Annotated in this window: 24 protein-coding genes; 12 read left to right on the plus strand and 12 right to left on the minus strand. The window is 65.7% G+C overall.

The genetic code is table 11. The annotated features are described in order from the left end of the window. Positions 1-16: 16 nt before the first annotated feature. The 3 genes from M9H71_RS03480 to M9H71_RS03490 all read right to left on the minus strand — a co-directional run bounded on the left by M9H71_RS03480 (position 17) and on the right by M9H71_RS03490 (position 2411). Positions 17-685, minus strand: a complete 669-nt coding sequence (locus tag M9H71_RS03480; RefSeq protein WP_455403958.1) for a hypothetical protein — start codon at positions 683-685, stop codon at positions 17-19. A 307-nt stretch (positions 686-992) separates the two neighbouring features. Continuing rightward, on the minus strand, positions 993-1514 hold the full coding sequence (gpt, locus tag M9H71_RS03485) for a xanthine phosphoribosyltransferase (protein ID WP_455403709.1): 522 nt from the start codon (positions 1512-1514) through the stop codon (positions 993-995). A 159-nt stretch (positions 1515-1673) separates the two neighbouring features. Next, positions 1674-2411: a competence/damage-inducible protein A gene (locus M9H71_RS03490; protein ID WP_455403710.1), complete on the minus strand. Its 738-nt coding sequence runs from the start codon at positions 2409-2411 to the stop codon at positions 1674-1676. A gap of 226 nt (positions 2412-2637) precedes the next feature. On the opposite strand from M9H71_RS03490, the gene M9H71_RS03495 reads away from it, so the two are divergent. From M9H71_RS03495 to M9H71_RS03525, 7 genes are all read left to right on the plus strand, one after another. After that, entirely contained in the window at positions 2638-4056 is a 1419-nt protein-coding gene (locus tag M9H71_RS03495) for a circularly permuted type 2 ATP-grasp protein (RefSeq protein ID WP_455403711.1), read from the plus strand. A gap of 155 nt (positions 4057-4211) precedes the next feature. Then, positions 4212-5156 (plus strand): alpha-E domain-containing protein, encoded by a 945-nt coding sequence (locus tag M9H71_RS03500; RefSeq protein WP_455403712.1) that lies wholly within the window; start codon positions 4212-4214, stop codon positions 5154-5156. A gap of 53 nt (positions 5157-5209) precedes the next feature. Further along, complete coding sequence (locus tag M9H71_RS03505) at positions 5210-6037, plus strand: transglutaminase family protein (protein WP_455403713.1); 828 nt, start codon at positions 5210-5212, stop codon at positions 6035-6037. A 110-nt stretch (positions 6038-6147) separates the two neighbouring features. Continuing rightward, on the plus strand, positions 6148-6894 hold the full coding sequence (locus M9H71_RS03510; protein ID WP_455403714.1) for a peptidase: 747 nt from the start codon (positions 6148-6150) through the stop codon (positions 6892-6894). Positions 6895-6976: 82 nt separating this feature from the next. Next, on the plus strand, positions 6977-7516 hold the full coding sequence (locus M9H71_RS03515) for a GNAT family N-acetyltransferase (protein WP_455403715.1): 540 nt from the start codon (positions 6977-6979) through the stop codon (positions 7514-7516). A gap of 244 nt (positions 7517-7760) precedes the next feature. Then, positions 7761-8948: a GNAT family N-acetyltransferase gene (locus M9H71_RS03520; RefSeq protein WP_455403716.1), complete on the plus strand. Its 1188-nt coding sequence runs from the start codon at positions 7761-7763 to the stop codon at positions 8946-8948. An 81-nt stretch (positions 8949-9029) separates the two neighbouring features. After that, positions 9030-9788 (plus strand): SDR family oxidoreductase, encoded by a 759-nt coding sequence (locus M9H71_RS03525; protein WP_455403717.1) that lies wholly within the window; start codon positions 9030-9032, stop codon positions 9786-9788. A gap of 18 nt (positions 9789-9806) precedes the next feature. Here the strand turns inward: M9H71_RS03525 and M9H71_RS03530 are convergent, their stop codons facing one another. After that, positions 9807-10535 (minus strand): hypothetical protein, encoded by a 729-nt coding sequence (locus M9H71_RS03530; protein WP_455403718.1) that lies wholly within the window; start codon positions 10533-10535, stop codon positions 9807-9809. A gap of 146 nt (positions 10536-10681) precedes the next feature. Between M9H71_RS03530 and M9H71_RS03535 the strand changes: the two genes are divergently transcribed. Then, positions 10682-11101, plus strand: coding sequence for a protease inhibitor I42 family protein (locus M9H71_RS03535; protein ID WP_455403719.1), 420 nt, complete (start codon positions 10682-10684; stop codon positions 11099-11101). A gap of 7 nt (positions 11102-11108) precedes the next feature. Here the strand turns inward: M9H71_RS03535 and M9H71_RS03540 are convergent, their stop codons facing one another. Both M9H71_RS03540 and M9H71_RS03545 read right to left on the minus strand, forming a co-directional pair. After that, a complete protein-coding gene (locus tag M9H71_RS03540; protein WP_455403720.1) occupies positions 11109-11606 on the minus strand; it encodes a cupin domain-containing protein in 498 nt (165 codons plus the stop codon). Beyond that, positions 11596-12696 (minus strand): RuBisCO large subunit C-terminal-like domain-containing protein, encoded by a 1101-nt coding sequence (locus tag M9H71_RS03545; protein ID WP_455403721.1) that lies wholly within the window; start codon positions 12694-12696, stop codon positions 11596-11598. Before M9H71_RS03545 ends, M9H71_RS03540 begins: the two co-directional genes overlap by 11 nt. Before the next feature lie 190 nt (positions 12697-12886). Between M9H71_RS03545 and M9H71_RS03550 the strand changes: the two genes are divergently transcribed. Both M9H71_RS03550 and M9H71_RS03555 read left to right on the plus strand, forming a co-directional pair. Further along, positions 12887-14137 carry a NupC/NupG family nucleoside CNT transporter gene (locus M9H71_RS03550; RefSeq protein WP_455403722.1) on the plus strand — a complete coding sequence of 417 codons (1251 nt, stop codon included), beginning with the start codon at positions 12887-12889 and terminating at the stop codon, positions 14135-14137. A 245-nt stretch (positions 14138-14382) separates the two neighbouring features. Next, positions 14383-16071, plus strand: coding sequence for a hypothetical protein (locus M9H71_RS03555; protein WP_455403723.1), 1689 nt, complete (start codon positions 14383-14385; stop codon positions 16069-16071). A 13-nt stretch (positions 16072-16084) separates the two neighbouring features. Here the strand turns inward: M9H71_RS03555 and M9H71_RS03560 are convergent, their stop codons facing one another. Then, positions 16085-16369, minus strand: a complete 285-nt coding sequence (locus tag M9H71_RS03560) for an usg protein (protein WP_455403724.1) — start codon at positions 16367-16369, stop codon at positions 16085-16087. A gap of 443 nt (positions 16370-16812) precedes the next feature. On the opposite strand from M9H71_RS03560, the gene groES reads away from it, so the two are divergent. Further along, positions 16813-17127: a co-chaperone GroES gene (gene groES / locus M9H71_RS03565; RefSeq protein WP_455403725.1), complete on the plus strand. Its 315-nt coding sequence runs from the start codon at positions 16813-16815 to the stop codon at positions 17125-17127. 161 nt (positions 17128-17288) lie between these two features. Further along, positions 17289-18926, plus strand: a complete 1638-nt coding sequence (groL, locus tag M9H71_RS03570) for a chaperonin GroEL (protein ID WP_455403726.1) — start codon at positions 17289-17291, stop codon at positions 18924-18926. Between the two features lie 279 nt (positions 18927-19205). On the opposite strand, the gene M9H71_RS03575 is transcribed toward groL, so the two are convergent. From M9H71_RS03575 to M9H71_RS03595, 5 genes are all read right to left on the minus strand, one after another. Then, positions 19206-20051 (minus strand): N-acyl homoserine lactonase family protein, encoded by an 846-nt coding sequence (locus M9H71_RS03575; protein WP_455403727.1) that lies wholly within the window; start codon positions 20049-20051, stop codon positions 19206-19208. Between the two features lie 95 nt (positions 20052-20146). After that, positions 20147-21349, minus strand: a complete 1203-nt coding sequence (gene tcuB / locus M9H71_RS03580) for a tricarballylate utilization 4Fe-4S protein TcuB (RefSeq protein WP_455403728.1) — start codon at positions 21347-21349, stop codon at positions 20147-20149. After that, positions 21333-22781, minus strand: a complete 1449-nt coding sequence (gene tcuA / locus M9H71_RS03585; protein WP_455403729.1) for an FAD-dependent tricarballylate dehydrogenase TcuA — start codon at positions 22779-22781, stop codon at positions 21333-21335. Before tcuA ends, tcuB begins: the two co-directional genes overlap by 17 nt. 43 nt (positions 22782-22824) lie before the next feature. Beyond that, positions 22825-23574 (minus strand): IclR family transcriptional regulator, encoded by a 750-nt coding sequence (locus tag M9H71_RS03590; RefSeq protein ID WP_164607252.1) that lies wholly within the window; start codon positions 23572-23574, stop codon positions 22825-22827. Between the two features lie 13 nt (positions 23575-23587). Beyond that, positions 23588-24505, minus strand: coding sequence for an NAD(P)-dependent oxidoreductase (locus M9H71_RS03595; protein ID WP_455403959.1), 918 nt, complete (start codon positions 24503-24505; stop codon positions 23588-23590). Between the last annotated feature and the right edge of the window lie 10 nt (positions 24506-24515).

The raw sequence follows: 24515 nt of genomic DNA on the forward strand, positions 1-24515 counted from the left end.
AATTGTTCACGGACGACTAGTTGGTCGACGCGCTCGGATGCAGCGCGGGACGATAGCCGGCAGCCAATACACGCAACGTCGACGGCGGCGTGATTAGCAGCGCGTCAGCCGGCAGGTGATAGGCCAGCTGATAGCCGTCGAACGACCAGAGCAGCACACGATCTCGCACGATCAGATAGCACGCCGACATCTGCCCTGCCGGCGCGTTGGCGGATGCATGCGGCCGTGCGCAGTCGCTCGCCGCCACCATCGCCCCGTCCGGCAACGCCTCCACCGCGCACGGCAGCGGATGCAGTCGCTTGGTGCGACCGTCGAGCCGCTCGCGATGCAGTGTGACGTCGATCTGTTTGGCGCTGACGCCCGCGAGCCCGTTGCCGCGCGCCCATGCGGCGGCGAAGGCGTTCGCGTCGGTGCGGCGGCAGTAGTAGCAAGGCCGGTGCCCGGCCGCGAGCGCGGTCGCCTCGTCGAGAAAGAACAGCTCGGTCCAGCTCCGTGTCGCCATGACGTCGCGGCGGCGACCGCGGAACTCGCAGGTGCAGGTGATCCAAGCCTGACTCGACCAGCGCCTATTGAGCAGCGTCCTGGTCGCCGGATCATGAATGATGCCGCGATTGCCGGTGAACATCCCACGGCTCGGCACCGCGACAATGTCGCCGAACGGGGTGACGCGGTTCTGCAGCGTCATGCTGACCTCATCAACGTCATGGCCAGAACCATCCCCGCGCACGACGCGTTCCTTCTCCCCGCGCGCGGGGAGAAGGGTGGGATGAGGGGGCGTCGCCACGCGGCCGAGCGCCTGCAATCGGATCACGGGCGATCGCAGCGAGCCACCCGAATATCTCAGGCAAGTAGAGATGCCCCCTCACCCGGATTGCTGCGCAATCCGACCTCTCCCCGCGCGCGGGGAGAGGTTACGCTGCGACGCGCCGCAGCGCCTTTCTGATCAACCGTCTCGTTCTCTCATTGGATCCCGCAAATCGACCGCAAGCTCCCTACGCCGCCCCATCCTTCAGCGGCGGCTGGAACGAAAGCCCGGTGTCCCAGGGAAAGAAGATCCAGGTGTCCTGCGACACTTCGGTGATGAAGGTATCGACCAAGGGACGGCCCTTCGGTTTGGCATAGACCGCGGCGAAATGTGCGTCGGGCAGCATCGACCGCACCATTCGCCCGGTCTTGCCGGTGTCGACCAGGTCGTCGATGATCAACAGGCCCTTGCCGGTGCCGCCGCCGAGCGTAGCGGTCTGATCGGAGACGCCCTTGAGCACCTGCAGCTCGCCCTGCTTGTCGTGCTCGTAGCTGGCGATGCAAACCGTATCGATCACCCGCAGACCGAGTTCGCGGGCGACGATCGCCGCCGGCACCAGACCGCCACGGGTGATGGCGATCACCGCGTGGAACGGTCCGAGCTCGTTGAGCCGCCAGCTCAGCGCCCGGCAGTCGCGGTGAAACTGATCCCACGACACCGGGAACGGTCGGCCCGCCCGCTGCTGTTCACTCGGTTCGCTTTGCGTCATCTATCCACTCCGACAACCTCGTCATTGCGAGCAGCCGGATCGGCAACTTAGCGCCGTCCGGACACAGGCTCCGCGAAGCAATCCAGAGCCACGGCGCTTGCGTTTGCTGCATTGCTTCGTCGCTCCGCTCCTCGCAATGACGGGAACGACTGTCTTGGGCTATTTCGCGACCTGCAGATCCGCCAGCATCTGCTTCACCGCCGCGATCGCCTGCTGCAGCTTCTCCGGATCGCGCGAGCGCACCACCAGATTGGTGTTCGGCTTGCGCTCCTCGTCGAGGAACGGATAGCTGCCGATCATCGCGTCCGGATGCGCGGCGGCGATCTCGCGCAACGGCCCGCCGATGTCGCCCTCGCGCGCGTTCGCCTTCACCGTCTCCGACAGCATCTTGACGCCTGACTTCAGCGTCGGCGCGACGATGTCCATCATCGCCTGCATGATCGACGGCACGCCGGCCATCACGATCACGTTGCCGATCTTGAATCCGGGCGCGATGATGGTCGCGCTCTGGATCAGCTCGGCGCCATCCGGAATTCGCGTCATCCTCAACCGCGCTTCGTTCAGCTCGGCTTCAGAGAAGCGTTCGCGGAACCGCGCCACCACCTCGGGATGATAATCAATCCCGACACCGAACGCCTTGGCGACACAGTCCGCGGTAATGTCGTCGTGGGTCGGCCCGATGCCGCCTGTGGTGAAGACGTAGGTGTAGCGATTGCGCAGCGCATCCAGCGCCTCGACGATCGCCGCCTCGTCGTCGGCCACCACTCGGACCTCGCGCAAATCGATCGCGATGTTGGTCAGGTATTCGGCGATGAAGCCGATGTTCTTGTCCTTGGTCCGGCCCGACAGGATCTCGTCGCCGATCACAAGAATACCCGCCGTAACGATCTCGCTCATGAATGCTTCCGTTTCCCCGCTGCGCAGTGCCCGGCAATTACCGCTATTGCCGTCTCCGTAGACGTCTGCCACTCATTTGGGCAGCAAGCCGCCCGAATTGCGGGCAACATTGTGAGCCCGCGGTCAAAAACCGTCCACTCCTTCCATATCCTGCTGGCCCGCCCCTTGCTACTGCTGTGTTCCATGCTGCACTCTCACGCAGCATCTTTGGGAATCAGACTGGTTCATGGCAGTTGCGTTCGATGAAATGAACGGCCCCGGCGGCGATGTACGCGCGGCCTATCAGGAATTGTCCCGCTGGCTCGGCGAAACACCGCCCGAAGCCCTCACCCATCGGCGCCAGGAAGCGGAACTGCTGTTCCGCAGGATCGGCATCACCTTCGCGGTGTATGGCGACGCCGAGGCGCAGGAGCGACTGATCCCGTTCGACGTCATCCCCCGAATTCTATCGGCGCGGGAATGGGCGCGGATGGAACTCGGGTTGAAGCAACGGGTGCGCGCGCTCAACATGTTCCTGCGCGACATCTATCACGGCCGCGACATCCTGCGTGCCGGCATCATTCCCGACGATCTGATCTTCCAGAACCCGGTGTTCCGTCCGGAGATGAACGGTCAGGCGGTTCCGCACGACGTCTATGTCCACATCGCCGGCATCGACATCGTCCGGGTCGACGACGAACATTTCTACGTGCTGGAGGACAACGCCCGGACCCCGTCTGGCGTGTCCTACATGCTGGAGAACCGCGAAATCATGATGCGGCTGTTTCCGGATCTGTTCGCGCGGCACCGCATCGCGCCGGTCGAACGCTATCCGGACGAACTGCTCACCGCGCTGCGCTCGGTCGCCCCGTCGCATTCATCGTCGGAGCCGACCGTCGCGCTGATGACGCCGGGCGTGTTCAACTCCGCCTATTACGAACACTCGTTCCTCGCCGACAAGCTCGGCATCGAACTGGTCGAAGGCCGCGACCTCGTCGTCAAGAACGACGAGGTATTCATGCGCACCACCGAAGGACTGAAGCGGGTCGATGTAATCTATCGCCGGGTCGACGACGACTTCATCGATCCTTTGACCTTCCGCCCGGATTCGGTGCTCGGTGTGCCCGGGTTGATGTCGGCCTATCGGGCCGGCAACGTCACGCTGGCCAACGCTGTCGGCACCGGCATCGCCGACGACAAGGCGGTGTACAGCTACATGCCGGACATCGTGAAATTCTACCTGGACGAAGAACCGATCCTGAAGAACGTCCCGACCTGGCGCTGCCGCGAGCCGAGCGACCTTGCCTACGTGCTCGACCATCTGTCCGATCTGGTGGTCAAGGAAGTTCACGGCTCCGGCGGCTACGGCATGCTGATCGGCCCCACCGCCACCAAGGCAACGATCGAGGCCTTCCGCGAGAAGCTGAAGCGCGAGCCGGAAGGCTTCATCGCCCAGCCGACGCTGGCGCTGTCGACCTGCCCGACCTGCACCGAGGCCGGACTGGCGCCGCGCCACGTCGACTTGCGCCCGTTCGTCCTCACCGGCAGCGAGCGCATCACCGTCGTCCCCGGCGGCCTGACCCGCGTCGCGCTGCAGGAAGGCTCGCTGGTGGTGAATTCCAGCCAGGGCGGCGGCACCAAGGACACCTGGGTGCTGGATGAGTAGATTCGTCGTTCACGATCAATGCGGCTGCAATTGCAGCCGGCTCCCCTCCCCCTTGCGGGGAGGGGTCGGGGGTGGGGATCCACAACGGAAGCCTCACCTCGTGTCTCCCCCCACCCCGCCCCTCCCCCGCAAGGGGGGAGGGAGAAGAAGCCGCCATGCTGTCCCGCACTGCTGAAAACCTGTTCTGGCTGTCCCGCTACGTCGAGCGCGCCGAATATCTGGCGCGGACCATCGAGGCCACGCTGCGCGTGACCGCGCTGCCGAACACCTATTCGGGCCAAGGCAACGAATGGGACTCGGCACTGCTCACCGCCGGCGTCAGCGCCAATTTCTACGAGCAGTACGACGAGGCCAACGAGGTCAACGTCGTCGAATTCCTGTCGATGTCGACCTCCAATCCGTCGTCGATCCGGAACTGCATCGAGGCGGCGCGACTGAACGCGCGCTCGGTCCGCACCGCGCTGACCGGCGTGATGTGGGACACCATCAATTCGGCCTGGATCGAACTGCAGGAAAGCTGGAGCAAGGGCGCGAAGACCCGCGAACAACTGACCCAGTTCCTGCGCTTCGTGCAGGAGACCTCGCTACGGTTCGACGGCTCGGCCTATCGCACCATGCTCCGCAACGACGCCTATTGGTTCTCGCGGCTCGGCGTGCATCTGGAGCGCGCCGACAACACTGCGCGGATTCTCGACGTCAAATATCATCTGCTGCTGCCGGAAGAAGAGCACGTCGGCGGTCCGCTCGATTACTATCAGTGGTCGTCGATCCTGCGCTCGGTGTCGGCGCTCACCGCCTATCACTGGGTGTATCGCGAGACGCTCAAACCCTGGCTGATCGCCGATCTGCTGATCCTCAACGACAGCCTGCCGCGCTCGCTGGCGTCGTGCTACGGCAATCTGGTGCGCAATCTCGACCAGATCGGCGTCGCCTACGGCCGCCAGGGTCCGGCGCAACGCCACGCCCGCGCGATCCGTAACCGGCTCGAGCATTCCAACATGGACGACATCTTCCAGCGCGGCGTCCACGAATTCATTCAAGAATTCATCGCCGACAACAGCCGGCTCGGCGAAATCGTCGCCAAGCAGTATCTTATCTGATCGAGCATAGGCGCGCGCCACCGCCCGCCCGCCGCAACCGGACTGCCGACGCCATGCGCCTGCGCATCACGCACACCACCAACTATCGCTACGAGCCGCCCGCCACCGGCGTGATCCAGGTGCTGCGGATGACGCCCGGCAGCCACGACGGCCAATACGTCGCCGACTGGCAGATCGACGTCTCCTCCGACACCCGCCTGGACATGCATTACGACGCGTTCGGCAACGTCACCCATGTGCTCACGGTCGGTGCCACCGAAGATCTCACCATCACCGCCGAAGGGCTGATCGAGACCTCCGACACCGGCGGCGTGCTGAGAGGCTCCGACGAGCGGTTTCCCCCGCAACTGTTCCTGCGCCCGACCGACCTCACCGAACTGACGCCGCCGATGCAGGCGCTGGCCCGCGAGCTGCGCGGAGATGGCAGCGGCGACACGATCGCGTTCCTGCACGCGCTGATGTCGGCGATCAACCAGCACATCACGTTCGACGACGACCCCACTCATTCCGGAACCACCGCGGCAGAAGCCTTCACCCTGCGCCGCGGCGTGTGCCAGGATTACGCGCATGTGTTCATCACCTGCGCCCGCGCCGGCGGCGTCCCGGCGCGGTTCGTCTCCGGCCATTTCCTGCGCGCCGACGGCATGGCGCAGCAGCCCGCCGGCCACGCCTGGGCCGAAGCCTATGTGCCGGGCCTCGGCTGGGTCGGGTTCGATCCGGCCAACGGCATCTGCACCACCGACGCCCACGCCCGCGTCGCAATCGGGCTCGACTATCTCGGCGCCGCGCCGGTGCGCGGCACTCGCTACGGCGGCGGCGTCGAGACCCTGACGGTGTCGGTCAAGGTCGATCAGGCCGGCCGGCAGTTTCAGTCGCAGTAGCCGCACCTTTTCGGGGGCTGGACGGCCGGCACGGATGGGCTAGTGTCCCGCGGCCGATCGGCGCTCCGCGCCGTCGTATTTCCTTTCAGACCTGTGCGTTCGAGGACGAGATGACCTATTGCTGTGGAGTTCTGGTGCGCGAAGGCCTGGTGATGGTCGCCGACACCCGGACCAATGCCGGCCTCGACAACATCTCGACCTTCCGCAAGCTGCACGTCTTCAGCAAGCCGGGCGATCGCATCCTGGCGGTGGCCAGCGCCGGCAATCTGTCGATCAGCCAGTCAGTGCTGTCGACCCTGACCGAGGGGCTGGAGAACGCCGAGACCGGCGAGCGCGAGACCCTGATCGGCGCCTCCAGCATGTTTCAGGCGGCGCAACTGATCGGCCGCGTCATCCGCCACGTCAACGCCACCGAGGCGCAGGCGCTGAAGGCCGAAGAGATCAACTACGAGGTGTCGTTCCTGTTCGGCGGCCAGATCAAGGGCGAGCGAATGCGGCTGTTCATGATCTATCCGGCCGGCAATTTCATCGAATGCACCATCGACACGCCATATTTGCAGATCGGCGAGCACAAATACGGCAAGCCGGTGCTGGACCGCGCCATCACCTTCGACGTCGAGCTATACGAGGCGCTGAAGACCAGCCTGATCTCGATGGATTCGACGATGCGCTCCAATCTCGGCGTCGGCCTGCCGATCGACGTGCTGGTGGTGCGGACCGACGTCTGCGAAGCCGACCTCAACCACCGCATCGAGGCCGGCGAACCCTACTTCCACGACCTCCGCTCGCGCTGGTCCGCCGCGCTGCGAGCCGCCCACAAGAACATCCCGCGCCCGCCCTACAAGGAGCAGGCGTGAGTCTGAATCCGACATTCCGGCGCGCGCAGGACACATCACGGAATGACTGTCGCGACGGCATTGTAGTCCCATTTTTAGCCCCATGACTGCCACAGCCTCCTTCTGGCGCCCGATGACGGCCGCCGACCTCCCCGCCGTCAACGCCATCGCCGCGGTGGTGCACGCGGCCTATCCTGAAGACGCTGCGGTGTTCACCGAGCGGTTGGCGCTGTATCCGGACGGTTGCCTCGTGCTCGAGAACGCGGACGGCCCCGCCGGCTATCTCATCAGTCATCCCTGGCACCTGATGCAGCCGCCTGCGCTGAATGCGCTGCTCGGCAGCGTGCCTCGGCCGGCATCGACCTATTACCTGCACGACATCGCGCTGCTGCCGCAGGCGCGCGGCGGCGGCGCGGCGGGCGCCGCGCTAGCGATATTGTTCGATCACGCCGCGGCTGTCGCGGACAACGTCTCACTCGTCGCGGTCGGCGGAACGGTGCCATTCTGGGGCCACTACCGCTTCGCGCCCAACAACACCCCCAGCCTCGCACGCAAACTTCAGAGCTACGGCACAGACGCCAACTATATGATCCGCCCGCTGATCGCGCCTCACGCTACCGGCTCGGCCATCTCGCCGGAGTGAGAGGCATTGCAAACGACAGAGCGGACAGGATGCCGCAGTAGGCTCGCGCGTTTCTGAGCTACAATGAGTTCCAAATTGATCGACGGTCCGTCGGCAGAACAGCCTCCCCCTCGTCACGGTCAGGTTAACTGTGTCTGCTGTTCCCCCTGCGGCGTAACTCACACGACGGCACCTCGATGCTAGGTTGCCCGTCATCCATACGGCACGCTTGCTTGCGTGTGGGCCGAGAGACGAAGGACGAGAGATGACGAGCAAGCCCGGCGCGACGGGGGCCCAGGACACACGCCTTGAGATTGTGCGGACCACCGAACGCCTGCAGGAAGTCGGCGGCGCCTGGGAAACACTATGGGAGCAAACCGGCGCTCTGGTGTTCCAAAGCCACGCATGGGTCGCAGCGTGGTGGGACGCTGTACCGGACCCGCATCGGCGCGGACTGGTGATCGTGCTAGCCTGGTCCGGGGACACGCTTGATGCGGTGATGCCGCTCGCGACCTGCCGGCTCCACGGCATCCGCGTGCTCGAATGGGCCGCAAAGGATTATTCCGATTATTGCGACGTGCTGCTGCGGCCCGGCGTCGACCCGGCGCTGGCCGTGCGGATGTGGGATTACGTCAACGCGCAAGGCGGCTTCGACACCGCGTATCTGCCCCATCTTTTGCCAACAGCAGCCGCGATCACGCTGACACGTCGCACGACGGGCGGCGGCCTCGCGCTGCGTCGGCATCACCGGCAGGCCACCAGCCTACGCGTCGTCGGCCCGTGGGATAACGGCCAGGCCTGGTTCGACTCGCAATCGGGCAACGCCCGCCGCAACTACCGCCGCGCGCTGAAGAGCCTGTCCGAAGGCGCCAAGGTGGAATTCCGCCGGCTCGAGCCCGGCGAGCAGCTCGGGCCGGCGCTGCAGCGCTGCGCCGAGCTGAAGCGTGCATGGTGCGCGCGCAACGGGCTGATTGCGCCACTGTTCGACGAAGGCTCGCCGATGCTGCCGGCGCTGGCGAAGGTGCTCGCCGACAAGAACCTGCTCCACGTCTTCGTGCTCGAGCGCGACGGCATCATCGTGGCGATGACCATCAACCTGGTGCAGCACGACACCATGATGGCCTATGTCACAACTTACGACTCCGCCTTCGAGCGCTGTTCGCCCGGATACATCCTGTTGTTCGACTACATCCGATGGTCGATCGATCACGGCGCCACCAGCATCGATTTTCTGTGCGGCGACGAGGACTACAAATATCGCTTCGCCAATCAGCAGGTGACGCTGGCCTCGTTCGTCGGCGGCCGCACCCTGCTGGGCAAGGTGGCGCTGCAATCCGACCGGGCCTGGCACGCCGTCGAGACCTATCGCAGCCGACGTCAGCGCCCCGCTTCGAAAGCGGTGCCGCAGGCGAGCGGCGAACGCGCCGGCACCGAAGCGGTCGCCGAACGCTGACCGCGTCGGCTTGTTGCGGCCGCGGACTGGCTTTACGGTACGCGCCTCATCGCAACGATAGAACACTTCGGGGAGACGCCGATGTCCGCCACCAAGATCGCAATTGTCACCGGTGCCGGCACCGGCGTCGGCCGCGCCGCCGCGCTGGCGCTGATGCAGACCGGCTTCACCGTGGTGCTCGCGGGCCGGCGGCTGGAGCTGCTGCAGGAGACCCAGAAGCTCGGCGAAGGCATCGGCCACAGCCTGCCGGTGCAGGCCGACATGGCCGATCCCACCTCGATCGCCGCCCTGTTCGACACCACCGTGAAGCGCTATGGCCGGCTCGATGTGCTGTTCAACAACGCCGGGATCGGCGCGCCGCCGGTGCCGTTCGAGGATCTGCCGCTGGCGCAATGGCAGGCGGTGGTGACGACCAACCTCACCGCACCGTTCCTGTGCACCCAGCACGCGTTCCGGATCATGAAGGATCAGACCCCGCGCGGCGGTCGCATCATCAATAACGGCTCGATCTCGGCACACGCGCCCCGGCCGTTTTCGTCGGCCTACACTGCGACCAAGCACGCCATCAGCGGGCTGACCAAGGCCAGCAATCTCGACGGCCGCGCCTACGACATCGCGGTCGGCCAGATCGACATCGGCAACGCCGCCACCCCGATGACGGACCGCATGGTCGAGGGTCCCGGCGTGCTGCAGCCGGACGGATCGGTCAAGCACGAGCCGCGGATGGACGCGAAGGCGGTCGGCGATGCGGTGGCTTACATGGCCGGCCTGCCGCTCGACGCCAACGTGCTTTTCATGACGGTGATGGCGACCAAAATGCCGTTCGTCGGCCGCGGCTGAGCTGCCTGCGAGCGGCGATCACCAACTGATCACATAGCTGCCGGTGTAAGGACCGCCGCCGGCCACGACGTTGCTGGTGCCGGTGAGCTGCTGCAGCGCCGGGATGTTCGCCGTCGTCTTGGTGCCGGAGCCACTCCATCCGATACCGTCGAACCTGACGTTGAACTCGTTGGTGGTCTTCACCAGCGTGGGATCGTCGATCCCGGTGATCTTGATCCGGCCCTGTTGCGCGGCCTCGAGTTCGGCCTCGGACTTTGCGATCACGTCCTTCCAGCCGTCGCTTTCCGGCAGCGTGCCGTTGGCAAGGCCGTCCTTCATCCGCGCGATCATCTCAGGATAGCCGTCCACCACGTTCTTGACGTGGCTGGCGAGCGCGTCATCGAGCATCTTCGGCTGGGCGCCGTAGAGGCTCTGCAGGCCTTCGACGACATGATAGATGTTTTGCTCGGCACTACTCAGCGTCGACGGATCGAAGTCCTTGGGCAACGGCAGTTGCGCGATCTTGCCGTCGCGCACCAGCGTGCGGACCTGATCGTCGACCACGCCTCTGGCGGCATTCGCGAACGTGCTCGACGACGCCATGGCTTTGATCAGCGCCACCGTTCCGGAGGCGCCGGACAGCACGCCGGACGCGGTGTAGGTCGACAGATTGGAAGCGGAGCCCGAGGTATTCAACCCGCCAAAGCTCGCGCCGCCCAAAGACTGGCCGGTGCCTTTGGCGGTCGCGGATGCCGAACGTGACAGCAATTGCAGAACCGCAATATCATTCTGGTAAGAGACTGCACTTCCGATCCGCATGGAAGCCCCCTTCATAATATGGTGGATCGTTGCACCCAGCGGGTTAATGAATTGATAAGGATATGGGCAACGGGAACCTCATTTCGGGGGTGAGGATGCGGGCATCGTTCAACACCGTTCGACAACTGGGGCTACTCGGCCTGCTGGCCGGCATTGCGCTGGTCGCAGGCGTCGCGCCACCGCGGGCCGACGACACCGCCGAGACGTTGCACGTTACGGTCGGCGGCGAGGCCAGCTTCAGCCTGAAGGAGACTCCCTCGACCGGCTACCGCTGGCATCTCGACACTCGGGCCAGCCGCAATCTCAACCTGATCGAGATTTCCGACGCCGGCTATAGCCGGGGCGGCGGCGACGTCGTCCACCAGCCGATGGTCGGCGTCCCCGGCACCCGGTCGTTCCGCATCATCGCGCGTAAACAAGGCAGCGCCACCGCGGTATTCGATTACGTGCGGGACTGGGAGAACCAGGCGCCGGCGCAGCGCCACACCGTCACGGTCGAGATCGCGCCGCACTGACCCGCAGCTACTCTCCTCCGATACGGATGAACCCCGCCACCTGCGAGTTGCTGCGCAGCTCGGCGAGGTCGTCCGCCGTCGGCAGTTGCGGCCGGTCACGCGTGACGTTGACGACGCAGAGAAAGCCGAGGCAGTCGCCGCGGTTGGCGCGGAACTGATGCCAGGTCATCGGCGGGATGAACACCAGATCGCCCTGCGCGACGTCGCTGATCGTCTCACCGACCAGGCACTGCCCGCGGCCGCGATGGATCATCACCGCATGCACATGGGCGTGACGCTCCAGCGTCGAGTAACCGCCCTCGTCCACTTCGAAGTAGCGCCATTCACAGGCAAGGTTCGGATCGGCGAACAGCAATTGCCGCGAGACGTCCTGAAACGGCGCCTCGGCGGTCTGCTTGTACGGCATCATCGCAACGCCGTCCCAGCGGCCCGGTGCGGTCTGCGCGCGCACGCCTGGGCGCTCGGCTGCGTTCGAATGAGGTGCGGCTGAATTGTTATCGCCCATGGCTTGCCACTTCCGCGTTGAATCGCGCCGCCTGCTCGGTCAGTTGCTCGCCGGCCGCCAGCAGGCTGCCGCCGATCAGCAGCATCACGTCTGAGCCATAGAATGCCAGCAGTTCTTTGATGCGATCAATCGCGATGCCGCCGGCCGGCACCGGCAGGCAAGGCTTCAAATCGTACCAGTCGCGCCGCGCGGCATCCGCCAGCGCGCGGCAGGTCTCCGACGTATAGGCGAACCGGCCGCCGTGATGCGGGAAGATGGTCGCGTCGGCGCCAAGCAGCCGGAACAGCTTGCCGAGCAGCAGAGCGGGCGCGATCCGCTGCGCCCCGGCGAGCGACGGATGCGCCAGCACGATCAACCCCTCGGCCTCCTTGGCGATCAGGTGGAAATTGGCGAGCCCGACGATCATCGGCATCAGCATCACGGCCGACAGCTCTTCGCGACGAACGATGTCGAGCTGCCGCCGCATGTCGTCGAGCGAGCCGGAAACGTGCGGCGCATACAGCGTGGCGGCGCTGCGAACGGAGCAAGCCTCACGCACCGCGCGGGCCACCGCCGGGATCCGCGCAGCGAAAGGGCTGAACGCCTGGTCGGCGATGCCGTGGTCGTCCTTGATCAGATCGATGCCGCCGAGCGCCAGCCGATGCGCCAGCGCTGCCAGCGCCTCCGGCGCCAGCCCCTGCGGTTTCAGCGCCGAGGCGGTGAGCGCCCGCCGCGGCGCACCGAGCTTGGCGCGGATGCCGGGGATGCCGAGCCTCGGCCCACCAAACGCGGCCGGATAGGCCGGCGGCAACTCGGCATCGGCGAGCATCACGTCGGGCTGAATCGAACTGTTGCCGAACAGCATGTTGAAAAGCTGCCCTGGTTCCGCCGGCGCAGTCGCACTCGCCAGACTGATCCGCACCGCAAACCGCGCGTCCCCGATCGGCACGATCGCTTCGACCCGGCCGACGATGTCATCGCGGATGCGCTGCTCCGTCACCGCCGCCAGCGGGCACTCGACACTCTGCTCGATCGCCAGCGCTTCGGCGCGCGCGGCGATCTCCGCCGGCGGCGCGCCGACATGGTAGGTGACGACGATCCGTTCGCTCATCCGCGCTCCAAGGCCACAAAGGCTGCGACATCCGAGGTGTTGCGCCTTTCTAGCACAACCCGTTCGGGTCGTAGTGTCGCCAGGCGCCACGTCGCCGCGATGACGGCCGCACGCTGGCGTCCCGCGCTTTAGTCGACTTGCCAGCGCGCCCTGCCCTGGCCTACCCATCGGCTTCGGCTCGGGGGACGACATGCTGCAATTGCAATCCGGATTCGGCGTGTTCGCGCTGCTGATGATCGCGTGGGCGTTCGGCGAACATCGGGACCGTGTCTCGGTGCGGCAAGTCGCGATCGGCCTTGCCGTCACGTTGGCCACCGCAGCCGCAATGTTGAAGCTGCCCGGCGCGGTCCATCTCTTCGGGGGAATCAACGACGCAGTTGGGGTGATCGCGGCGGCGAGCCGCGCCGGCACCTCGTTCGCGTTCGGTTACCTCGGCGGCGCTCCCGCGCCGTTCGACGTCAAGGCGCCCGGCGCCGATTTCATCCTCGCGTTTCAGGCACTGCCGGTGGTGCTGGTGATGAGCGTCCTTACCACGCTGCTGTTCTACTGGCGGATCCTGCCGCCGGTGGTGCGCGGCATGGCGTGGCTGCTCGAGCGCACGCTCGGCGTCGGCGGCGCGGTCGGGCTCTCGACCGCGGCCAACGTGTTTCTCGGCATGGTCGAAGCACCGCTATTTATCCGCCCGTATCTCGCGCAGCTCACCCGCAGCGAACTTTTCCTGGTGATGACCGGCGGCATGGCCGGCATCGCCGGCACCGTGCTGGTGCTGTATGCCACGCTGCTCGCGCCGATCCTGCCGGATGCCGCCGCGCATTTTGTCATCGCTTCGGTGCTCGGCGCGCCGGCCGCGATCCTGGTGAGCCTGATCATGGTGCCGGAAACCGAGCCGCGCGCCACCGGCGGAGAACTCGCCGATCCCGGCCAGATCGCCGTCAGCAGCATGGACGCCATCGTCAAGGGCACCACAGCAGGGCTCGACCTGCTGCTCAACATCATCGCGATGCTGATCGTGCTGGTGGCGCTGGTGTATCTCGCCAACGCGGCGCTCGGCCTGCTGCCGCATCTCGGCGGCGAGGCCATCACGCTGCAGCGGATGCTCGGCTACCTGATGGCCCCGGTGTGCTGGCTGCTCGGCCTGCCGTGGCACCAGGCGGTCACAGCCGGTTCGCTGATGGGGATCAAGACCGTGCTCAACGAGCTGATCGCCTATGTCGAGCTGGCGAAACTGCCGGAGGGTGCGCTCGACCCGCGCTCGAAGCTGATCATGCTGTACGCAATGTGCGGCTTCGCCAATTTCGGCAGCCTCGGCATTATGCTCGGCGGCCTGACCGCAATGGCCCCGCAGCGCCGCGAAGAAATCGCCGCGCTCGGTCTGAGGTCGATCGTCTCCGGCACGATTACCACCTGCCTGATGGGGGCGGTCGTCGGGGTGATGACGTGAGCCACCAAATCCCACCGCCCGGCAAACATCGCCCCTGACACCCAGATCCAATCCGGCGGCAGCTTCGGCAATATTTGGAAGCAGTATCTTGCGAATCGAGTTCCACTGGCTCATCCGCATCCGCCAATTATGCGCGAACTGACTGCGATCGATCTTTTGATCTGAACTTCTGGAAACACTCCGATCGGCATCGTTCGAATAGATTCGTCGCCCAGAGAGAACCGCAATCGTCTCTGGAGACATGTTTGCCGTCCCATTCCTTGCGCGACCGCGCGGCCGCGCCGACGCTACCCATCCTGCTCGCGGCCCTGGCCGCCTGGCTTGCCGCCGCCGCTGTCGCCTTTCGCTCCAGCCTGCTGACGTCGTTCGCGCTGGTATTCGGCAATGGCGGCGACGGCCGGCTGATAGCATATCTGCACGAACACCTGTTCGCCGCGTTGATGGGACGCACCGAACTGCTGTCGCCGGCATTCTATTTTCCTCAGCCGAACGTCCTCGGTTACACCGATGCGTTTCTGCTCGACGCCCTGCCCTATGCGGGACTCCGCGCACTCGGACTCGATCCATTTCTCACCTCGCAGTTTCTCGCCATCGCGTTGTCGCTGTGCTGCTTCACGGCGAGCTTCATGATTGGGCTCCGCTACCTGCGGCTCAGGCCAACGTTCGCGATCTGCGCTGCAGTGCTGGCGACCTTCCCCAGCAATCTGATGTTCAAGACCGCGGAGGCGCACCCGAATTTCTTTGCGCTGTACTACGTCCCCTGCCTGGTGCTGCTGGCACTGTGGGCGGTCGAGGATTTCCCGCGCTGGACCAAATGGTCGCTGCTGCGTGCCGGCGGCTTCGGGCTCGGCTACGGCCTGCTGTTCGCGACCTCGTTCTACGTCGCCTGGCTGTTCGCTCTGACGCTGCTGTTCGGGCTCGGCACCATCGCGGTGCTCCGTGGCCGCGAGGCGATCGCGCTGCTCCGGCGACATCCCGGTTCCTGCGCAGCGCTGATCGGCGCGGCGATCACAGGCTTTGCGATCGGGGCAATACCGGTGCTGGCGATCTATCTGCCGGCCCTGCACCAGCAGGCCGGGCGATCGTTCCGCGACTATGTCAGCTTTGCACCGTTTCCGACCGACTTGATCAACGTCGGCCTCCGCAATTTGACGTGGGGCTGGCTGGTCGAGCGGCTGATCGGCGATGCCCAGCACGAGCGCGCATTGGCCGTCACGCCGCTCATGACTGCAGCGCTGGTGATCCTGCTGCTGCGGCTGCGCCGTGCCGCGCCGGCGCGCCCGATGCCCTGGCAGCTCCTGTTCGCGAGCGTCTGCGTCGCGGTGTGGGGATTGTCGTGGCTAGTGACGCTGCGGGTCGGGACGTTCAGCGCGTTCTGGCTGCCCTATCATCTGGTGCCGGGCGCCGTGGCGATCCGCGCCGGCGCCCGCATCCAGCTGCTGGTCAATCTATGGGTGGTCGCCGGGCTGGTGGTACTGCTGCAATATTGGCTCGACTGCGCCCCACGCGCCGCCGGCACCCGGCGCAAGCTGATCGCCGGCGTGGTCGCGGCGCTGTGCATGATCGAGCAGATCAACCTGCAGCCCGCCGGCCTGGCGCGCCGCGACGAGCTCGCGCGGCTGGCTTCAGTCCCGGCTGCGCCGCCGCAGTGCCGCGCGTTCATGGTCGATGCCGGCACGCCATCCGACGGCAAGCAGTGGGACGCGATGTGGATCTCCGCCAAGCTCGGCCTGCCGACGCTGAACGGCGACTCCGGCTGGGCGCCGCCCGGATGGCGGCTGAACGATCCGACGATCGATTACGACGAAGCGGTGCGGCTCTGGATCGCCAAAACGAACCTCGACGTGCCGCTTTGCCGCTACGACCGCGCCGCGCGGCAATGGTCCGTTTATTCGCCTTTGCCAGCCGACGATCTGACCGCCGACCGGCACTAAAGGCACCAAGGGATTAGTGCAGTCTGAAGACGCCGTCGACCGCGCGCAGTTCGGCCGGCTTGATCAGCTTGGAGTGCGCGACGGTGACGGCGAACAGCGGCCCTTCCAGCTTTGTCTTCCAGAAGCTGAGAAAGTCGTTCAGGGCGGGGAAATCGGGCGCCAGATCGTAATTCTGCCAAGTGTAGCTCTGCAGCAGCCATTGCCGGTCGGGGCGGCGATAAAGAATCTCGGCCGTCGTCAGACCGTAGCCGAGCACCTGCTTCCTGAAGTCTTCAGAAACTGCACCTCGTTCGACCATAAATCCTCCTTCCCGAACCAGCCATTCCGCAACAGTGGCGACCGGGATTGCGTGGGAATGCCGTCCTTCCGTCTGTTGTCCCCGCGGTGGCCGGTTCCGGTCTCCACTTGCCGGCCAACGCGCAACTGAAAATGTGACGCAACCGGGCTGGGCATCTCAAGTGCAAAATCGACGGCAAATGCAGAAAAAGTCAGCGTTGGCAGCGACTTAAAGTAAGTGCTAACAGACCTTCGCGGAAGCTGGCGCGAAGCAAGGCTTGATCCTTGCCGCATCCTCGTTCACGGTGATTGGCAGATGTTCCGTGCGAGTGCTAAAAATTTCGCGCGCAGCCCTTGTCTCCCCAAAATCCCTCGCTTATCTCGTCGGTGTCGCGCTGGCACTCTTCGCCCGCGACTGCCAATTTTCGATTTTCTGAGACAATTCAGAAACTTAGGAGGACTTGCATGAACTTCCGTCCGCTTCACGACCGCGTCGTGGTCAAGCGCATCGACGCCGAAGAGAAGACCGCTGGCGGTATCATCATTCCTGACACGGCCAAGGAAAAGCCCTCGCAGGGCGAAGTCGTCGCCGTCGGCCCGGGTGGCCGCGACGAAGCCGGCAAGCTGATCCCGATCGACCTGAAGGTCGGCGACCGCGTGCTGTTCGGCAAGTGGAGCGGCACCGAGGTCAAGATCGACGGCAAAGAGCTGCTGATCATGAAGGAAAGCGACATCATGGGCGTCATCACCGACGCCGCCGCCAAGAAGAAGGCGGCCTGACGCTACGCACCGACCTCACCCTGAGGAGCCGGCGCAGCCGGCGTCTCGAAGGGTGAGCCACGCAAACTCCAGACAGCTCATCCTTCGAGACGCCGCTTTGCCATTCGGCGGGACCGGCTCCTCAGGATGAGGCCCAACTCCAACATTCAGGGAAACCTCATATGTCCGCTAAAGAAGTCAAATTCGGCGTCGACGCCCGCGACCGCATGCTGCGCGGCGTGGACATTCTCGCCAATGCCGTGAAGGTCACGCTCGGCCCGAAGGGCCGCAACGTCGTCCTCGACAAGTCGTTCGGCGCTCCGCGCATCACCAAGGACGGCGTCACCGTCGCCAAGGACATCGAGCTCGACGACAAGTTCGAGAACATGGGCGCGCAGATGGTGCGCGAAGTCGCCTCGAAGTCGGCCGACGCCGCGGGTGACGGCACGACCACCGCGACCGTGCTGGCCCAGGCGATCGTCCGCGAAGGCGCCAAGGCGGTTGCCGCCGGCATGAACCCGATGGATCTGAAGCGCGGCATCGACTTGGCGGTGGAAGCCGTGGTCGCCGACCTCGTCAAGAACTCCAAGAAGGTCACCTCGAACGACGAGATCGCCCAGGTCGGCACCATCTCGGCCAACGGCGATGCCGAGATCGGCAAGTTCCTCGCCGACGCGATGAAGAAGGTCGGCAACGAGGGTGTCATCACCGTCGAGGAAGCCAAGTCGCTGGAAACCGAACTCGACGTCGTCGAGGGCATGCAGTTCGACCGCGGCTACATCTCGCCGTACTTCGTCACCAACGCCGACAAGATGCGCGTTGAAATGGATGACGCCTACATCCTGATCAACGAGAAGAAGCTGTCGTCGCTGAACGAACTGCTGCCGCTGCTCGAAGCCGTGGTGCAGACCGGCAAGCCGCTGGTAATCGTCGCCGAGGACGTCGAAGGCGAAGCGCTGGCGACCCTCGTCGTCAACCGCCTGCGCGGCGGCCTCAAGGTCGCGGCCGTCAAGGCTCCGGGCTTCGGCGATCGCCGCAAGGCCATGCTGCAGGACATCGCGATCCTGACCGGCGGCCAGGCGATTTCGGAAGACCTCGGCATCAAGCTCGAAAACGTCACCCTGCAGATGCTGGGTCGCGCCAAGAAGGTGATGATCGACAAGGAAAACACCACGATCGTCAACGGCGCCGGCAAGAAGGCCGACATCGAAGCCCGCGTCGCGCAGATCAAGGCGCAGATCGAGGAAACCACCTCGGACTACGACCGCGAGAAGCTGCAGGAGCGTCTGGCCAAGCTCGCCGGCGGCGTCGCGGTGATCCGCGTCGGCGGCGCGACCGAGGTCGAGGTGAAGGAGCGCAAGGATCGCGTTGACGACGCGATGCACGCCACCCGCGCCGCGGTCGAGGAAGGCATCGTGCCGGGCGGCGGCGTCGCGCTGCTGCGCGCCTCCGAGCAGCTCAGGGGCCTCAAGACCAAGAACGACGACCAGAAGACCGGCGTCGAGATCGTGCGTCGCGCCCTCTCCGCCCCGGCCCGCCAGATCGCCATCAACGCCGGCGAAGACGGCTCGGTGATCGTCGGCAAGGTGCTCGAGAAGGAGCAGTACAACTTCGGCTTCGACTCGCAGTCGGGCGAATACGGCGACCTGGTCAAGAAGGGCATCATCGACCCGACCAAGGTGGTCCGCACCGCGATCCAGAACGCCGCCTCGGTGGCCGCGCTCTTGATCACCACCGAAGCGATGATCGCCGAACTGCCGAAGAAGAACGCCGGCCCCGCAATGCCTCCGGGCGGCGGCATGGGCGGCATGGACTTCTAAGTTCAGCTATCCTCGCAAAGACAACGAAGCCCGGCGGCAACGCCGGGCTTTTTGTTGAACGATGCGAAAGCGGAGTGAGGCGGTGACCAAGGTCCGCCGCAGATATCTTGTGAGCGTCGGGTTGCTGCAACGACACGGCGCGCCGCATTCCCCGACAAGTCACTCGAATGCGATCACCGTAGTGACAACAGCGCCTCGAGCGCTGCTCGCCAGGCGCTCAGTCGAATACGAGGCGATGTTTGGAGCGCGCGCTCGAACGGCAAGGCGCAGATCGAGGATCTATTTCGATGGGATAGGCCGTGGCGGCTCGTGTAGCATGAAGGCGTCGACATCCCCCGGCACAGCGGGATACAGCGTCGCCACCAGCGGATCGTGCCCGGGGACGATTCTGTCGATCTCGCCGGCCAGCCGCTTCAGCTTGAGCCACCCTTCGCACATATCCCCGACATTGCTGACGATCGGGAATGGATTCCCCTTGAGGAAATTGTCGTAGAAATGCGCAGCGTCCGACGCGAGCACGACGGGACCACGCGACGTCTCGACGCGCACCACCTGCAGCCCGTTGGAATGGCCGCCGATCAGATGAAGGCTGATACCCGGGGCCAGTTCATCGTCGCCGTCGTGAAACACGACGCGTCCGCCATAGACGTGCCGCACCAGTGCGGTGACGTCGTTCACCGAGAACGGATGCCGCAGGGCATGATGGCACATGCAGCGCCCGGTGGCGTAGGCGACCTCGCGATCCTGGACGTGGAAGCGTGCGTTGGGAAAGCTGTCGAGGCTGCCGGCGTGATCGTAGTGCAGATGCGTGACGACGATATCCTCGATCGCCAGCGGGTCGATCCCGAACCGGCGCAGCGCATCGACCGGGTCGATGGTGAGCGTGCGGCTGCGTTCCTTGGCGGCGACTTCGCCGAATCCGGTGTCGACCAGGATCACCCTTCCCTCGCCGCGGATCACCCAGATGAAGTAATCGAGGTCGCTCGCCGTCTCATGCGGATCGGGAAACATGAAATTCTGATGCGGCTGTCGATTGCGCATGGTCGCGTAGCGTAGCGCGAAGACTTCATAGCGCGCGTCCGTGCCGCTGGACGGAACGGCCGTCGCGCTGAACCGGTTGACCATGGGCTCCTCCTTCCATGCGACCGCTCATTGCCGGCGATCGTGCTCTTGGACATCCGATACCCCGCCCGGGGCACCCGCGCCAGCCAGTCGGCCGTTCAATCGCCGCCGAGGCCAAGACGGTTCGGCAGCCGCTTCTCGATATTGAACTTCAGCAGCGCGGCCGCGCGAAACACGCCGTGAGCGAACTTGCCGTAGGGCAGAGTCAAAAACAACGCGAGCACGGTGCCGAGATGAATGGCGAGCCACAGCGCCATCCATTGGGTGTCGCGCAACAGCAGCAGCGCGAAGCCGGTGGCACTGACCAGAAGCAGCAGCGCGATGAATCCACGGTCGAGCGTCTGCTGCGATGCCTCCCTGTGCTGCGGATCGCGGCGCAGGTTGAGCCACAACAACCCGGCCGGCCCGACGATCAGACCGAGGCCGCCGATCGACCCCAGCACCACCGGCGCACTGAGCAGGCCGTAAGGCGCATGCAGACCGAATCCATAGTGATACAGCGATGCGACGCAGGTGGCGGCGAAACACACCAGGAAGCCGTACATCGTGAGCTGATGGAATCGCCGCCGCCACAGCGTAAAGCGGTCGCTCTCCTCGTTGCAGCCGTCGCCGTGGCCGCCGCCGAGATAGCGCATCCGCGCCACGTCGGACAAAGCCTCCGCTGCGGCAGGCAGCCGTGCGCGCGCCGCCTCGGCCGTGTCGTCGTCCCGCGCCGGCGAGACCTCCCGCCAGAAACGCGTCACGCCGATCCCCAGCGCGAGCACCGCATAGAAGAACGCGACGCTGAACAGCACGGCCAGCAGATTGTGCGGAAACACCGCGTAGAAGTTGCCGGCGAGCGGGGCGTGCGTCAGGCCGCCGGTCATCATCGCGGCCAGAGCCAGGAACAGCGAAAGTCCGCCGGCCAGCGCCAGCGCGACCGTCAGGCCGGCCCGATCGTACAGACGGCCGAACGTCCGTGGCCACGCGTAGTCCTTGTAGGTACGTACCCGCACCCGCGCCATCGCCTGCGGGACGCTGACGGCGAATTCGTGCGGCGGCGCGTATTGGCAGGCGTGGAGGCACGCCCCGCAATTGTGGCACAGATTAGCTAGGTAGTGCGTATCGGCCCGGTCGAAGGCGAGCCGCCGCGTCATCGCCGGAAACACCGCGCAAAATCCTTCGCAGTAGCGGCAGGCGTTGCAGATCTGCATGACGCGCGCGATCTCGGCCTCGTCGGCGCCGAGCGCGCTGGTCAGGCTGACGGCTTCGCAGGCGCCAGTCTCCTGCGGCGGCGAGGCGGGTTCAGCGACCGGCCGCATAGCGAAACTCCTCGTCAAAGGTCGGATGCGCAAAACCGGTGGATTGCGCGGCGTTGACGCCGGCAATACGGCCAAACGCCGTACCGATGCTCATGCCGACGCCGGCCGTGTAGCCCTGGCCGAGCACATTGCCGGCGACCATCTCGCCGGCGGCGAACAGGTTGTCGCTCGGCACACCGGCGAAACGGACGGCGGCGGTGGCATCGGTCTTCATCCCGAGATAGGTGAAGGTGATGCCGGGGCGTAGCGGGTAGGCATAGAACGGCGGTGTATCGATCGGCCGTGCCCAATGAGTCTTGGCCGGCGCGACGCCTTCGGTCTGGCAATCGTCGAGCGCGGTGTGGTCGAATGTGCCGGGGCGGCAGGCGGCGTTGTATGTCGACAACGTTTCGGTGAATGCCGCCGGATCGAGCCCGATCCGCTCGGCGAGCTCCTGCAGCGTGTCCGCCTGCGTGCCTTCGAACACCGGCGGCATGAAACGGCCGATCGCCTTGTGGTCGATCACCGACCACGCGATCTGGCCGGGCTGCTGCGCCACCAGCCGGCCCCAGATCGCGTAGCGCTTCGGCCAGAAGTCTTCGCCCTCGTCGTAGAACCGCTTCGCGTCCCGATTGACGACGACGCCGAGCGAGACGCAGTCGATGCGAGTGCAGATGCCGCCGTCGTAGAGCGGCGCCCGCGCGTCGATCGCGACGCAATGCGCCTGGGTCGGGTCGCCGATCGAATCCGCCCCCGCGTCGATCATGAACTTCAGCAGCACGCCCTGATTGAAGCGCGTGCCGCGGATCAGGAAGTTCTCCGCCGGCCACTCCCCGCGGTCGTTCTGCCCCCAGGCCTCGCGCTGCCATTCCAGATTGGATTCGAAGCCGCCGCAGGCGAGCACGCAGCTCTTGGCCGCGATCCGCTCGCCACCGGCGGTGATCGCCGCGACAAAGCGGCCGTCCTTCAGATCGAGGCGCTGCACCGGCGTGTCGTAGCGGACCGTCACGCCGAGCGTCTCGGCGCTGCGGTAATAGGCGTTCACCAGCGCCTTGCCGCCCCCCATGAAGAACGCATTGGTCCGCGCGACGTGCAGCGCACCGGACAGGGGCGGCTGAAACCGGACGCCGTGACCCTGCATCCACGGCCGACAGCGCGACGAGTGCCGGATCACCAGCCGAGCCAGCGTCTCGTCCGTCAGTCCGCCGGTGACCTTGCGCAGATCCTGCCAGAACTCCTCTTCCGGATAGGCGTCGACCAGCACGTCCTGCGGCGCGTCGTGCATGCAGCGCAGATTGCGCACATGCATCGAGTTGCCGCCGCGCCACGACCGCGGCGCAGCCTCGAGCAACACCACCGATGCCCCTGCCTCGCGGGCCATCAGCGCCGCGCACAGCGCCGCGTTGCCGCCTCCGATCACCAGCACGTCGGGAATGGTCTGCGACGCAGCCATCAGCCGCGCACCCTCGTCGCGCAGCGCAAGGCCCGCGCGGCGCTCAAGCGCGATACGTCGGCCATACGCCCCCCAATGTCTTGGTCAGCTTCTCGGCCACCGGCCCGAGCACACGCTTCATGTTCGCGACTTCGGTCTTGCCGAAGCGCTCGCGCGGACCGGACAGCGAAATCACACCGATCAGCACGTCGTGCGGCCCGAATACCGGAGCCGCCACCGCGGCACAGCTCGGATCGCGCTCGCCGAGCGACACGTCGAACCCTTCGGCGCGGATCGCGGCGTAGCGCGCGCCGGCACGGCCGTCATAGGCCAGGATGATGTGACCCGCGGCGCCGCGCAGCAGCGCGTAGCTCTGGCCTGCCTCGACGCGATCGAGCGTAGCGTGCCGTGAATTCACCCGGAACAGACAAAGCCGATGGTCGGCATCCTGGCGGACATGGAACGATGCACTCTCGGTGCCGCGGTCGACCAGCTCCTGCAGCGCCGGCACCACATGATGAGCGAGCGCATTCTTGCGGGTGAAGGCCAAGCCGAGTCGGAATGCCGCGGGTCCGAGATCGTAATTGCCGTCGGGCAATCGCGTGACGTAGCCGGTCGCGGTCAGCGATCCCAGCAGCCGCAGGATGGTGCTCTTGTAGAACCCGGTGCGGACCGCCAGTTCGGCCAGGCTCATCGCCTGATCGGAGGTCTCCAGCGCGGCCACGATCGCAAGCGCCCGCTCGACCGCCGCGACGCCGTCACCGGTCTGAGCTGGGGCCTCCGAGGTGGTCGGTCCGGTCGACGTCCGCTTCATCGCGCCTTTTCCCTTAAGCTGTTCGCGACGCCCGGATGACGCGCGCCAGCACCGGCCAGTAGAGATCGCCATATCCGGCGTCAATTGCCTCGCCGAGCATACGGTCGGCGAGTTCGGCACCCGGCAACTCGATCGACACCGACCGCGCCAGATCGAGCGCGTAGGAGATATCCTTGCGGGCGTATTCGGTCGAAAACGCCCGCTCCGGGAAAACGTCGGGCAGCATCGCCTTCATGCCGTGATTGCGCAGCGCAAAGCTGTCGGCCGATCCCTTCGCCAGCGTCTCGAAAACCAGCTTGGCATCAAGGCCGGCGCGTTTGGCGGTCTCGAGCGCCTCGCCGAGCGCGACCACCGTCTGCATCAGCACCATGTTGTTGAGGATCTTCACCACCTGCCCGGCGCCGACGCCGCCGCAATGGGTGATATCGGTCGCGAACGTCGCGATCAGCGGCCGCAGCTTCTCGAATGTCGCCGCATCGGCCCCCACCATCACGCTCAGCGTGCCCTCCTCCGCCGCCTGTCGCGTGCGGGCGATCGGCGCATCGGCGAACACCGCCCGCTTGGCGGCGAAGCGCTCCGCCAGTTCACGGCTGGCCTCGACCGGTGACGTGCCGAGATCCACGATGGTGTGACGCGCCGAAACGTGACGCAGCAGGCCGTCCTCGCCTTCGCAGACGGCCTGAACGTGTTTCCCGCTCGGCAGCGCCATGAAGATCACGTCGGCTTTGTCGGCAAGATCCGCCAGCGAAGCGGCGCGCTCGACGCCCACCTCCGCGAGCCGCTGCAGCGGCGCATCCGCGCGATCGAAGCCGTAAACCGCAGCGCCCGACTTTCGAGCCAGATTGCGGCACATCGGCTCGCCCATGACACCCAAACCGATGAAACCGATCGCAGCCATTGCAAGTTCCTTTTCATTCCGGGATCGAAGCAGACGGGCGCGC

The organism is Rhodopseudomonas parapalustris (genome assembly GCF_053772255.1).